The organism is Cardinium endosymbiont cBtQ1 of Bemisia tabaci (assembly GCF_000689375.1).
Lineage (GTDB): Bacteria > Bacteroidota > Bacteroidia > Cytophagales > Amoebophilaceae > Cardinium.
Genome location: NZ_CBQZ010000005.1, coordinates 34,870 through 48,600, shown reverse-complemented (window position 1 = coordinate 48,600; position 13,731 = coordinate 34,870). Strand labels below are relative to the sequence as shown.

General features: G+C 36.3%; 12 protein-coding genes, 1 tRNA gene and 3 pseudogenes. 13 read left to right on the top strand and 3 right to left on the bottom strand.

Annotated elements, in window-relative coordinates; genetic code table 11:
- The first annotated feature begins 26 nt into the window (after positions 1–26).
- Positions 27–707 (top strand): helicase-related protein, encoded by a 681-nt coding sequence (locus CHV_RS04005; protein WP_084303114.1) that lies wholly within the window; start codon positions 27–29, stop codon positions 705–707.
- Positions 708–778: 71 nt separating this feature from the next.
- Complete coding sequence (locus tag CHV_RS04000) at positions 779–1,198, top strand: gluzincin family metallopeptidase (RefSeq protein WP_034577521.1); 420 nt, start codon at positions 779–781, stop codon at positions 1,196–1,198.
- Between the two features lie 28 nt (positions 1,199–1,226).
- On the opposite strand, the gene CHV_RS03995 is transcribed toward CHV_RS04000, so the two are convergent.
- Positions 1,227–1,934: an IS6-like element ISCca2 family transposase gene (locus CHV_RS03995; protein WP_034576929.1), complete on the bottom strand. Its 708-nt coding sequence runs from the start codon at positions 1,932–1,934 to the stop codon at positions 1,227–1,229.
- 137 nt (positions 1,935–2,071) lie between these two features.
- Positions 2,072–3,094 carry a Holliday junction branch migration DNA helicase RuvB gene (gene ruvB, locus CHV_RS03990; protein ID WP_034577520.1) on the bottom strand — a complete coding sequence of 341 codons (1,023 nt, stop codon included), beginning with the start codon at positions 3,092–3,094 and terminating at the stop codon, positions 2,072–2,074.
- 46 nt (positions 3,095–3,140) lie between these two features.
- Here ruvB and CHV_RS03985 point away from each other — a divergent pair, with 46 nt between their 5' ends.
- The 4 genes and pseudogenes from CHV_RS03985 to CHV_RS05655 form a co-directional block, all read left to right on the top strand.
- Complete coding sequence (locus CHV_RS03985) at positions 3,141–3,932, top strand: CPBP family intramembrane glutamic endopeptidase (protein ID WP_034577519.1); 792 nt, start codon at positions 3,141–3,143, stop codon at positions 3,930–3,932.
- Positions 3,933–3,943: 11 nt separating this feature from the next.
- Positions 3,944–5,287 (top strand): UDP-N-acetylmuramoyl-L-alanine--D-glutamate ligase, encoded by a 1,344-nt coding sequence (gene murD, locus CHV_RS03980; protein WP_034577518.1) that lies wholly within the window; start codon positions 3,944–3,946, stop codon positions 5,285–5,287.
- A gap of 506 nt (positions 5,288–5,793) precedes the next feature.
- Positions 5,794–7,470 (top strand): ABC transporter ATP-binding protein, encoded by a 1,677-nt coding sequence (locus tag CHV_RS03975; protein WP_191321627.1) that lies wholly within the window; start codon positions 5,794–5,796, stop codon positions 7,468–7,470.
- Positions 7,471–7,601: 131 nt separating this feature from the next.
- A pseudogene (locus CHV_RS05655) lies at positions 7,602–7,757 on the top strand (IS982 family transposase); the annotation flags it as partial.
- Positions 7,758–7,817: 60 nt separating this feature from the next.
- Here CHV_RS05655 and CHV_RS05415 read toward each other — a convergent pair.
- Positions 7,818–8,524: pseudogene (locus CHV_RS05415) on the bottom strand (IS6-like element ISCca2 family transposase).
- 77 nt (positions 8,525–8,601) lie between these two features.
- Here CHV_RS05415 and CHV_RS05410 point away from each other — a divergent pair.
- The 7 genes and pseudogenes from CHV_RS05410 to CHV_RS03940 all read left to right on the top strand — a co-directional run.
- Positions 8,602–8,883, top strand: a pseudogene (locus CHV_RS05410) (aminotransferase class I/II-fold pyridoxal phosphate-dependent enzyme); the annotation flags it as partial.
- On the top strand, positions 8,880–9,536 hold the full coding sequence (locus CHV_RS03965) for a hypothetical protein (protein ID WP_034577515.1): 657 nt from the start codon (positions 8,880–8,882) through the stop codon (positions 9,534–9,536). The pseudogene CHV_RS05410 and the gene CHV_RS03965, both read left to right, overlap by 4 nt.
- Complete coding sequence (locus CHV_RS03960; protein WP_051602238.1) at positions 9,505–10,248, top strand: methyltransferase domain-containing protein; 744 nt, start codon at positions 9,505–9,507, stop codon at positions 10,246–10,248. The genes CHV_RS03965 and CHV_RS03960 overlap by 32 nt, the downstream gene beginning before the upstream one ends.
- Complete coding sequence (bioD, locus tag CHV_RS03955; RefSeq protein WP_034577514.1) at positions 10,245–10,862, top strand: dethiobiotin synthase; 618 nt, start codon at positions 10,245–10,247, stop codon at positions 10,860–10,862. Before CHV_RS03960 ends, bioD begins: the two co-directional genes overlap by 4 nt.
- Positions 10,853–12,112, top strand: coding sequence for an adenosylmethionine--8-amino-7-oxononanoate transaminase (bioA, locus tag CHV_RS03950; RefSeq protein ID WP_034577513.1), 1,260 nt, complete (start codon positions 10,853–10,855; stop codon positions 12,110–12,112). Before bioD ends, bioA begins: the two co-directional genes overlap by 10 nt.
- Before the next feature lie 87 nt (positions 12,113–12,199).
- Positions 12,200–12,272, top strand: a tRNA-Lys gene (locus CHV_RS03945).
- Positions 12,273–12,495: 223 nt separating this feature from the next.
- Positions 12,496–13,731, top strand: a complete 1,236-nt coding sequence (locus CHV_RS03940) for a ubiquitin carboxyl-terminal hydrolase family protein (RefSeq protein ID WP_130721370.1) — start codon at positions 12,496–12,498, stop codon at positions 13,729–13,731.

Here is a 13,731-nt window from a genome sequence, read left to right as displayed (position 1 = left end):
ACTTTCGGTTAAAAGTTTTTCAACTTATAAAAGAGCAACTTCTATTAGGTAGACAGGTATATATTGTTTACCCTCTTGTAGAAGCTTCTGCTGTATTGGATTACCACAACCTGATGGATGGTTATACTTCTGTTTCTAAGGCTTTTCCAGGTACGCCTATTGGCATAATACATGGAAAGATGGACGGTTCTGCCAAAGAAATAGAAATGAAGCGTTTTGAAAAGAATGAAACACGTATTCTAGTAGCGACAACGGTTATAGAGGTCGGCATTAATGTACCCAATGCTACAGTAATCCTTATTGAAAGCGCAGAGCGATTTGGATTGTCCCAATTGCATCAGCTACGTGGCAGAGTAGGGCGTGGTAGTGGGCAATCTTATTGTATATTGATGACCGATTATCGTTTAAATAAAATAGGAAAAAAACGAATGGAAGTAATGGTTAAAACCAATAATGGATTTGAAATAGCTGAGTTGGACCTCAAACTCCGTGGCCCAGGAGATCTAATGGGGGTGCAACAAAGTGGCCTACTAAATTTAAAAATAGCCGATTTGTCTAAGGACGCTGGTATTTTAGAAGTAGCACGTGGGATTGCTAAAGATATTATTCAACAAGACCCAAATTTTCAGCAGCCTGATCATTTGGTAATTCATAAGGAATATACTAGATTACTGGCCTCAGGTGGAGATTGGAATAGAGTAGGATAAAAGTGCTTTTGTAAATAATAAAGGATTGAGCAAATACCATTCGTTCTAGCTTAATTTTTAATGAAAAGATCATGTTACTATACAAAAGCTTTGTAGAAAGGTTTAGCCATATTCAGTTGCTTCGTCAGATAAAAGGACTTTTATCATGGGATCAGCAAACCTATATGCCCGCTGGTTCGGTTGATATACGTGCCAAGCAACTTGCTTATGTTGCCAGCTTAGCGCATGGGGAGGCAACCAGTAGTAAATACCGAGATGCCTTGGCAGAAATGATTGATATAGAAACAGAAGAAATTAAGTTAGAAGGCTTATCTAAAATAGCAGTATCCAATCTCAAGCAGTGGTGTAAGGATTTTAAGCGGACCACTAAGCTGCCACAATCTTTTGTTCAGGCATACTATACTACAACTGCTACCGCAACAGAAGTATGGAAAAAGGCTAGGGCAACTTCTGATTTTGGATCTGTCGCATCTACATTGAATTTTTCCTAGTTCTCCGGTTTGTCTTAAAAATTGGATATTATGCGGCCATAATCTTGGAAAAGTTTTCAAAAGTAGAATTCTGTTTTTTAGTTCCGATTAATTGTCCTTTTTGAATGATTCTAATATTTTCTATCCCTTTTATAGTAATGGCAGCAGCATGGAAATTCTTAAACCCTAGCATAGTCTTTATCCGTTTTTTGATAAACCTGTGGTCTTGCTCGACTCTATTATTCAGGTATTTGTTTTGAAATATTGGAATTTTATGATCTTGATCTAGTTCTGTATTTAAAGCATCAAGCGCAGCCTTATTACTACCGCTTTTATCAACTACCACTTTAGAAGGAATATTATTACAGCTGATAGCCTTACGAAAAAAATAAAGAGCTGCAGACTTGTCTCTACTTTCACTTAGAAAAAAGTCAACTGTATCTCCATAACGATCTACTGCTCTATATAAATAGATCCACTTACCATTCATCTTTACGTAAGTTTCATCCATTCTCCAACTACTACTAACTGGGCGTTTTCGTCTTCTTACTTCTTGATCTATGAGGGGAACAAACTTAATAACCCATCTTTGTAAAGTGGAATGATCAATCTTTGCGCCTCTGATATGCATCATCTCTTCCAGATCTCTATAGCTTAACGAAAAACGACATTTCATGTACACAAATAAAAGAATTAACTCCGGGGATGAACAAAATCCTTTAAAATATGGCAATAATCGAGGCGTAATACTAAACATCTAAACTAAAGTTTTAAACTAAAAATCTAAATTTAAGGCTTTCTTTACACACATGCGACAGAACCCCCGACAGAGCCTATACAAATAGGCTTAGATCTTGCTACAAAATAATGTGCTAAACAAAGACAAAACGGGCGCTATTTGTCGAAAAGATCAGCGGTATAAGGTAATCCCAAATGTTTATAGGCGGCTTCTGTTGCGACTCTTCCACGTGGCGTGCGTTTGATATATCCTTCTTGAATAAGAAATGGTTCATATACTTCTTCTATGGTTTCTGCTTCCTCTAGACAAGCAGTTGCAATAGTGGTAAGCCCTACGGGACCACCTTTGAATTTTTGAATAATATTGGTAAGAATCCGTTTGTCCATTTCATCAAGTCCATTCTCATCTACATTCAAAGCAGTTAAACTTAATCCAACAATATCTTTGGTAATGTGTCCATCCCCCTTAATCTGCGCAAAATCTCTGGTACGTTTTAGGAGATTATTCGCTATACGTGGGGTGCCTCTACTGCGCCTGGCAATTTCATAAGCAGCTTCTTGATCAATAGGGCTACCCCATATACTACTGGCCCGCTGAACAATTTTAGTCAGCAATGTGGTATGGTAGTAATCCAATCGTGCATTAATACCAAAACGGGCCCGTAGCGGTGCAGTTAGCAAACCTGAGCGGGTCGTCGCCCCAATTAATGTAAAAGGATTAAGTGCCAATTGTACACTACGTGCATTAGGACCTGCATCCAGCATAATATCTATTTTAAAATCCTCCATGGCAGTGTATAAGTACTCTTCTACTATGGGATTAAGACGATGAATCTCATCTATAAAAAGTACATTAAAAGGCTCTAAACTGGTCAAAATGCCAGCTAAATCACCTGGTTTATCTAATACCGGTCCAGAAGTAACTTTTATATTGGTATTCAGATCATATGCAATAATATAGGCCAGTGTTGTCTTACCTAAACCAGGAGGACCATGTAATAACACATGGTCTAAAGCTTCTTTTCTCTGCTTAGCAGCTGCTACAAATATTTGTAGATTTTCGACTAATTTTTCTTGCCCCAAAAAATCATTAAATTGAAGGGGCCGTAAGGCTTTATCAAGCTGGTCTTCTGGTTTTTTGAGTACACTACAGGGACCATTGATAAGATCATGTTCCATTTTTTTAACTTTAAATCAATGAAAATATACGTAAAAAATATCAACCATGTGGTTAAAAATTAGATTACTCAAACGATTGACCCTATTTTGTATAGGACTTTATCTGCCTATTAAGTTTTTTATCCTATGGATCGAGTCAACGCATAAACCTTTATGCCACCATTACACACTTGAGCACTTTATATTGCGCATCATCATTTGTTGCATTGTTTTTATCTATTATTTATATCTACAACCAAACAAGGGCGTAAAAGATGGTATAGTACCCTCTCGCTACAAATTAATGATTGGTACGGTATTATTGCAATTCACCATGACATTTGGATTACTGTTGCTAAGCAGTATTCAAGCAACATTATGGCAGCCTAATGTACAGCCTATACGAAATTTTAGTAGTAGCATCGATTTTTTATACCGTGGGATTATAGAAATAAGCTGCCTGGCTGCTATTTTAGAAGAACTGTTCTTTCGGGGTATTTTAGAAAAACTATTCTACAAAATCATTTCTTCCAGATTGTGGATCACGCTAGTTAGTGCGTTAGCCTTTAGTCTGATGCACGGTAATATGCGCAATAACCTATTGTATTTTGTGATGGGATGCTTTCTTAGCCACCTATACTACCAAACCAAACACATTATTTATCCTATTATGGCCCATGGGCTACACAATTTATGCGCAACATCTATCATCTATCTCAAATTAGATGAGTCATTAGATTTAGCCATAAATAGTCTAACAATTATAACACGTATTATACTAGCGGTTGGCGCTCTCTTATCAGTGTATCAATATATGACTTATAGACTGAGTCACCCAGAAACAAAAAATACTATTTAAACCATACAAGCATGCGATTGGTTATACTAGGTGGAGGAGAAAGTGGTACAGGTGCAGCACTATTAGCCAAACAAAAAGGCATAGAGGTATTCATTTCGGATATAGGTACAATTAAGGATGATTATAAACATTTACTGAAAGCTTATGCCATTCCATTTGAAGAAGGTCACCATACGATAGAAAAAATAAAAGAGGCTGATCAGGTTATCAAAAGCCCTGGTATACCCCATGAAACTGCAGTCATTCAGCAGCTCCATGTATGCCGTATACCGGTTATAGATGAAATAACCTTTGCAGCACCCTACGCAAAAGGTAAGATAATAGCTATAACGGGTTCAAATGGGAAAAGTACTACAGCACACCTGATTTACCATTTGCTGGATGCAGCAGGATACCATGTAGCTTTGGCTGGGAATATGGGGTATAGTTTTGCAAGGTGTCTTGCAAAAGGTAGTTATGACTACTATGTATTAGAGCTTTCTAGCTTTCAACTGGAAAGCCTTAAAAATTTTAAACCAAATATTGCCTGCCTATTAAATATTACACCTGACCACTTGAATAGATACAATTATTCTGTAGAAGCCTATGCAAAAGCTAAATTGAATATATTGCGCAATATGACTCCATTAGACCACTTTATTTACAATAAATCGGATCCAATCACTGCTGCATATCTTCAAGCACAAAATATTTTACCCGAACTGCACCCTATTGATCCATTATCTATTTGGAATAGCGATGGGCTATGCTATTGTAATGTGGATGGCACCTCTTTTTCTATTAGCAGGGAACAAATCGCTTTACCAGGTAGACACAATCAATACAATGCTATCGTTGCCATTACAGCAGCGGCATTATCAGGGGTAGCACCTACAACCATTTATGGTGCTTTACCTAAGTTTCATGGGCTATCCCATCGATTAGAATGGTGTGGTGCCCCAAAAGGCATAGACTGTTATAACGATTCAAAATCCACTAATATAGCCTCTACAAGGGCGGCATTGCTTAGTTTTAACCAACCTATTATCTGGATGGCAGGAGGAGTAGATAAAGGAAACGACTATAGCCTACTATTGCCCATCCTACAAGAGCGGGTAAAAGCAATCATTTGTTTGGGAAAAGACAACCATGCTATTATAAAAGATTTTGCTCCGCTGGGATTGCCCATACAAGAAACTGATAACCTAGATAACGCCATACATATGGCACTATCTATTGCATCGCCTGGAGAAGTAATCCTTTTATCGCCAGCATGTGCCAGCTTTGACTTATTTAAAAACTTTGAAGATAGAGGCAACCAGTTTAAGAAAAAAATAAACAAATTAATTCAAAAGTATCCACTACCCAAAATTTAACAAAAGAAAGAGCACTATACAAAATTAGCTACAGATAAGATAAAACCATAATATTGAGGTAATAGCAAACATGGTCACTAATTTTTAAATTCAAATAACAGCATAACATTTATTTAAAATAAAGGCGACAGAATCAGCAGAACTGCCCCAATCATCTATATTGTTTACATAATTCTTTTTAGCGATATTTATTTGGTCTATTCAGATCAATAAAAATGTTAGCCGCCGTTGTAATGCATAACTTATACAAAGTCTATACCAAATGCTATTCTTACAAATATTATTCTAAAATAATGGGTTGAACTGATGCTATGGGCCAACTGATACAGAAACACTAGGTCCTATATCTTTATACACAACGTTCCTATGCTAAAACATTTTGATTACCCATTAACTAGATAACTACAATGCCTAAAGAAATGAATGCCTTACCGAAAAACCTCTTTTCTTTTATTCTTTTTTTTGTAAAACGGCAATCGGTTCATTTCAGCTTTATGTTCTTTACCATGATATTTTGGCCACTGAATGAATCATTGTGCCCTTACTTTGTCAAAGTATTGATTAATAAGCTTCTATCACTTGAGCCAGGTATAAATGCACCCTTTAACTTACTAGCTTTTCCCCTAATGGGATTGTTTACCTCTTGGTTGCTCATGGAAATTGCCAACAGGTTCTATGGTATGGTATCTATGTATGTTTGGCCGAGGTTTCGAAAGGATATTCGAGAAAGCATCCTTACCTATACACAAGGCCACGCTCATGGCTATTTTTCTGAACATTTTACAGGTGGACTAGCCAATAAAATTGCAGAGTTGCCTCGTGCATGTGCACACATTTTAGATATTTTCATATGTAATTTTTTCTCTACCATACTTACTTTTTGTATTTCATTGGGACTGGTTCTGCAGATAAATCCTCTTTTTGGACTCATTTTATTGGTTTTTGTAGCCATTTTTGTTGCATTAACCATTTTAAACATGAAAGATATAAATCATACAGCCAAAACGCATGCAGAAGCTATCTCTGAACTAGATGGCCAAATAGTAGATAGTTTGGGTGCTATGTTGGCTGTACGTTTATTTTCACGTACATCTTACGAATTAAAGTATCTGAATAAATATCAAACAGATGAAATAAAAAAATCTGAGCAGGCCTCTTGGGCCATTGAAAAAGCTAATTTTTATAAAGGATGGCTTACTTTTATTTTTGTAGTAATTACATTTTCTACATTGATTTGTGCATGGAACAACCGCTGGATTACCATAGGGGATTGTTCACTGGTTACAATGACTTTCTTTAATCTAATGGGATTAATTTGGCATAGTACTTTTCATATCACACAAATTGCCAAAGAAATTGGTATTTCTAATGCTGCACTTTCTATTTTAAGTGCGCCACACGAGATCAAAAATTACCCCAATGCACGTCCCCTACTTATTAACCAAGGGGCTATTTATTTGGATAGGGTTACCTTTTCTTATAAAGAAAAGACCAATATATTTAACGAAATATCTGTTCAGATTAAAGGTGGAGAAAAGGTCGGTTTGGTGGGCCTATCTGGCTCAGGAAAAACTACTTTCGTTCATCTAATATTGCGTTTGTATAACCTAAATAGTGGGAAGATATTAATAGATAATCAGGATACTTCAAAAGTATCCCAAGATTCCCTACACGCACAAATCGCCATGATTCCTCAAGATCCAATTCTTTTTCACCGGACGATTTTTGAAAATATCCAATATGGTCGTTTAGATGCCACAGAAACAGAGGTATTGGAAGCAGCAAAATTGGCACATTGTATTGATTTTATCAAAAATATGAAAAAAGGATTTCAAACGATGGTTGGAGAACGTGGTGTAAAGCTCTCTGGAGGGCAGCGCCAACGTATTGCCATTGCACGTGCTATTTTAAAAAATGCACCCATACTTATTATGGATGAAGCTACTTCTGCACTAGATTCTATTACGGAAAAGTGGATCCAAGAAAATTTAAAAAAAGTAATCCAGCGTACAACTGCCTTGGTTGTTGCACATCGTTTGTCTACCATAAATGATATGGATCGAATTTTGGTTTTTGATAAGGGCATTATTGTTGAAGACGGAACTATACCAGCATTATTAGCTAAAAATGGATATTTTGCAAAACTTTGGGACCGACAAGCAAATGGATTTATATCAGAATAGGTATTTTTTATACCTTTTTAGGCTAGATACGTCAGTTTTGGATTAGAAATTAAGAAAAGAGTATAAAAAGCTCCTTTGTGTTTTAAATTTGTGGGATTGAAAAATAATCATAAAAACCAAAGGAGCCGGATATGAATGTATCAAAATTAGTTGAAATATATTACGCTGTTGATGAATTTCTTATAAAATTTATGCCTTATATGGAATCACATTTGTTACCTACTTCAGATAGAAAACCTACTAGAACATGTTCACTGACTTTGAGCGAAATAATGACAATATTAATGGATCTGTCGCATCTACATTGAATTTTTCCTAGTTCTCCGGTTTGTCTTAAAAATTGGATATTATGCGGCCATAATCTTGGAAAAGTTTTCAAAAGTAGAATTCTGTTTTTTAGTTCCGATTAATTGTCCTTTTTGAATGATTCTAATATTTTCTATCCCTTTTATAGTAATGGCAGCAGCATGGAAATTCTTAAACCCTAGCATAGTCTTTATCCGTTTTTTGATAAACCTGTGGTCTTGCTCGACTCTATTATTCAGGTATTTGTTTTGAAATATTGGAATTTTATGATCTTGATCTAGTTCTGTATTTAAAGCATCAAGCGCAGCCTTATTACTACCGCTTTTATCAACTACCACTTTAGAAGGAATATTATTACAGCTGATAGCCTATGGAAAAAATAAAGAGCTGCAGACTTGTCTCTACTTTCACTTAGAAAAAAGTCAACTGTATCTCCATAACGATCTACTGCTCTATATAAATAGATCCACTTACCATTCATCTTTACGTAAGTTTCATCCATTCTCCAACTACTACTAACTGGGCGTTTTCGTCTTCTTACTTCTTGATCTATGAGGGGAACAAACTTAATAACCCATCTTTGTAAAGTGGAATGATCAATCTTTGCGCCTCTGATATGCATCATCTCTTCCAGATCTCTATAGCTTAACGAAAAACGACATTTCATGTACACAAATAAAAGAATTAACTCCGGGGATGAACAAAATCCTTTAAAATATGGCAATAATCGAGGCGTAATACTAAACATCTAAACTAAAGTTTTAAACTAAAAATCTAAATTTAAGGCTTTCTTTACACACATGCGACAGAACCCATTTTAGTACCCAACGTCAAAATTTATATTTTAAAGCTGAAAAACTGAGAAAACAATTACAGCACCTTGGATTTAACATAGGTCATTCAACAACCCATATTATACCAATCATTATAGGTAGTGAACGCGATACCATCTATGTAAAAGAGGAGCTTTTAAAACATCGATTGGTTGTTTCTATGGTACGTCCACCTACTGTTCCACCTGGTACCTCAAGGTTACGCCTTGCACTTAATACAAGTCACAGTGATCAGGATTTAAACTATTTAGTAGATATACTTAAACAAGTATGAAACCGCTTTTTATATTTTGTCATGGTTGGGGATTTGATCAGCAGTTCTTTGAACCACTTATAAAAGAATACTTTCCTACCGTTGGTTGCTATTCCTTAGACCTTGGTTATTTTGGAAATGAAAAAATAGACCTTCCTACTGATCAGCCATTTATTGGTGTGGGCCATTCCCTTGGATTTATAAAATTGGTTTCTCTAAAGGTAAAATTTACGGCACTTATTGGGATACAGGCTTTTATAAACTTTTTAGGATTTGATCCACAATTGCAAAAAAAAAGAAAGTTAGCACTTAAAACCATGCTCAACTGTTTTCAGCGCAATCCGATAGATACATTGAGCTCATTCCATAAACGTTGTGGACTAGATTATACCCTTTCCAAAAGTTTTAATACAACAAAGTTAATGCAAGATTTAGCATTGCTCGCTACCACACATCCATTGCCACCTATACCACTATTGATAATAGGTGCAAAAAATGATACGATTGTACCTCCAGCCCTTATATATGATAATTTTAGTAATTTTACTAAATATGCTAAAGTGATAGTGCATCACAAAGGTCATCATTGCTTAGGCCTATATGAGGGTCATTTTATACATCAGCAAGTTATAAATTTTTTATATGGAATTGGCCAAAGCATACATACAACGTAACTTTAACAGAGCAAGCCCATCTTATGATGCAGTTGCTTCCATTCAAAAAAAATGTGCTACACACCTGGTTGGTTGCTTGAAAAACCATTTTCCTACATGCCATCCAGATACTATTTTAGATTTGGGTACAGGTACTGGATATATTCCAGAAATCTTATTGTATGCTTTTCCTGAAACCAAGTTTACTTTAAATGACCTATCATCTACTATGCTTGATACAGTAAAAAAGAAACTCCCCAGTAAAAAAGTCACCTATATTTTAGGTGATATGGAACTACAAGATTTCGACTTTCATGATCTTATCACCTCCAATTTAGCACTACAATGGGTAGACGATTTATATAAAACAATAAGAAAGTTTTATGAAAAATCGCGTTTTTTTGCTTTTTCATCCTTACTGGATGGCACATTTAGTGAATGGTCTAAAATCTTTACAGACTCCTCCTTGCCTCCACCCATCCATCGGTATCCATCTAGACGAGCGTTAGCCGATTATATAGGTTCGTTACAGCCAAGTAAATACTTTTGCGATGCATCTACCTTTGATGTGGTTTTTTCAAGCGCAGTCGACTGTATGAGGTACTTAAAGGCACTAGGGGCAAATTACAGCCACCAGCATATTACGATAAGTGATTTAAAAAAGATCATTAACATTTATAGAGATAAAATTAAGCTCACGTATCAAGTATTTTTCTGCATTTTAAGTAGATGAAAATCTTTATAACCGGAACAGATACAAACGTTGGTAAGACCATTGTAAGTAGTTGGCTTTGTCTACATACTGGATACCCTTATTTTAAACCGATTCAAACCGGAGCGATCTTAGGCAGAGATAGTTGTACGGTGGGTCAATTAACCCCCACCCATATTTATAAAGAACCATTCCTCTTCCAAGCGCCATTGTCCCCCCATTTGGCAGCATCAATGGAAAGCAGGCAAATTGATATCAATAAGATACAGCTACCTAAAGTAGACAATTTAATTATAGAAGGTGCTGGGGGCATTCTTGTTCCAATTAATGAAAGTATACTTATGGTTGATCTAATAAAGCAGTTTGCCGTACCCGTCATCTTAGTAGCTCGGTCTACGCTTGGCACGATTAACCATACATTACTCAGTTTAGAAGCATTGCGTGCAAGAAATATAGATGTACTAGGAATAATTTTAAATGGCCCATATCATAAAGATAATCTTCAAACAATAGAATCCTATGGTAAAACGCAAGTGTTGGCATCTATACCTAGACTAGCCCATATAACCCAAAAGTACTTAATAGAAATACCCTTTTCTGATTCATTACAAACTATTTTTAAGCCATGCCTCTAAAGGAAAGAGATTGCAAAGTTCTATGGCATCCATTTACACAAGCAAAAACAGCAGAACCGCTTATTGCGATTAAAAGGGGCTATGGATCTTATCTGTATGATACAGATGATAAACCATACTTAGATCTTATCTCTAGTTGGTGGGTAAACTTACATGGTCATGCACATCCCGGTATAGCCAAAGCTATATATGCGCAAAGTCTAACTTTAGAACATGTGATTTTTGCTGGATTTACCCATGAACCTGCGGTACAGCTTTGTGAAAAACTCCAGCCTTTGCTACCAGGATTTTCTAAATTCTTTTTTTCAGATAATGGTTCTACGGCTGTTGAAGTAGCCCTAAAGATGGCTTATCAATATTGGCACAATCAAGGTGTACGTAAAAGAACCATTTTTTTAAGTTTTGATGGTGGGTATCATGGCGATACATTTGGCGCAATGAGTATAGGGGTAAAATCTGGTTTTCATACGCTATTTTCAGATCTATTTTTCTCCGTTTTAACCATTCCTTTTCCTGCAACTTGGGATGGAGATGAAGCCATACAAAATAAAGAAGCCTATGCACTTGAAGTGTTGGCCTCCCATTTAAGTACCAGTTGTGATGCAATTGTTGCATTGGTCTTAGAGCCTTTAATACAGGGGGCAAACGGGATGCAGATGTGTCGTCCAGCCTTTGTTGAGCAGGTCGTTCACCTGGTACGCAACTATGGAATTTTGGTAATTTTTGATGAGGTAATGACCGGTTTTGGCCGTACCGGTACCTATTTTTGTTTCGAACAGATTAACATTATACCAGATTTTATATGTCTTGCTAAAGGGTTAACAGGCGGTTTTCTACCCCTTGCTTTAACCGTTACAACAGAAAAAGTTTATAAAGTATTTTGGGATGATGCACTTAACAAATCTTTTGCCCATGGCCATTCTTATACAGCGAATCCTTTAGGTTGTGCAGCGGCCATTGCTTCTTTGGACTTATTAATGGAACCAAGTACCATGCAATCGATTCAAGCGATTCATGATGCACATACAAAAGCGATAGTCAACTTACCAGTAAAACATAGACGTGTCACCGGTACAATAGCCGCATTTGATCTAGAGAACCCACAAACCTTCAAAAGAAAATGTTTGGAACAAGGACTTTTAATCCGGCCGCTTGGCAATGCTGTTTACCTACTACCTCCCTATTCCACAACCGTATCTGAACTAGAAAAAGCTTATGAAAAAATTAACAATATCCTTAAAATAATTTAGTTGATTAAGATGCGTTCAACAGATCATTGGCATAATTTTTATTTTCGCTAAAAAATAGATAAATTTACAATTGTCGGTATAAATAAGGATTTCGTAGCTCAGCTGGTAGAGCATCTCCCTTTTAAGGAGAGGGTCCTGGGTTCGAGTCCCAGCGGAATCACATTTATTAAGTCAATTAAGTAGAATTAAAGCATACATGCAATGCTAATCCCTTTTATTATAAATTTCCGCCATTTAAACTTTAAGCTATTTAAAAAGCATAAATTTTTTAAAGCTCCATTCAGAATATATGCTGTACGACCATAGCTTTGGTTGGTACAGATCCTCAATATGGCTATCTTAGCCTAGTCAAAATAATTTTATTATATAAATCTACTTGTAATATGGCTAAAAAATATATAGCCCATCAATCCATATGGTTGGTTATCATCATGGCCACCTATCTAACAGGAGGCAGCTGCGATAGTTGTAACCGTAAGCGTAATCGTACCACTACTCCTACGCCTAAGTCTACGCCTAAGCCGATAGATAAGTCTGATGCAACATCTAGCGCCTCTTCAGGTTATGCCAGTGACAGCAATGGTTCAACCTCTTCTGGCAGCAGTTCTTACTCAAATTTTTCTAGTGGTAGCGCTTCCTCCAGTCGGTCCAGTTCTCCTGATCCTGAGGCTCCTTTTGTCGGTATTACTAATATTGGTAATACTTGCTATATGAATGCAGTTCTGCAGATTATTGCAGCATTGTATGAAGACAAGATACAGAACCATGATGGGTTAAAAAAGCTGGTCGATAGAATAAATAAAAAGGGAAAAGAAGTAGATAAAAAGCATAAGCCGTTAGAGCGTAAAGAAATAGAGGACTGTGTGAACTCTTTACCAGAAAATGCGCAAAAGATGGCAACATTAGGAAACCAGGAAGATCCATATGAATTTATCAGCCGTCTTATGGAAGAAATTCAATTTTTAGACCCTATTCAGTGCACTGAGTCTTTTGTCTTTACAAGGTCTTTTTCATTCGGAAAACAGAAACAGTTTTATAAATACGATGCTTCACCAGCATTCCACTGCGAAGCTAATGGCAGCATATTAACTATAGATACAAAAAAAGGGTCTGAACTGACTAACTTGGTTCAAGATTATCAATACAAATTTGTGGAGCAAGGTACTGCTCTCGATAATATCATATTACATAAATGTACTTTATTGAACGATAAATTGCCTACTTATGTACAACCATATACAGATAATCTAAAAGATCCTAAAAACAACCCTGATGGTAATAGCTATATCACATGCAAAGTATTCCATAAACTTCCTGACAAAATTTGTATACGTTTAAATAGATTTGCTTCGGATGGCAGTAAAATAAATGATAGTGTTTCTCGTGCATTAAACATCGTTATTCAACCAGATCCTAGCCATGAGGATATTACTTCATTTGATTTACATGGATTTATTGTGCACAATGGGCCTAGTGCTTCTTCTGGCCACTACGTGGCCTACGTAAAACGTAATGGACAATGGTACAAAGCAGATGATTCATCGGTCACTCCAGTTGATAAGTCAAAAGCTATAGACCAATCTAAACAAGCCTATCTATTGTTTTACAAAAAGAAATAA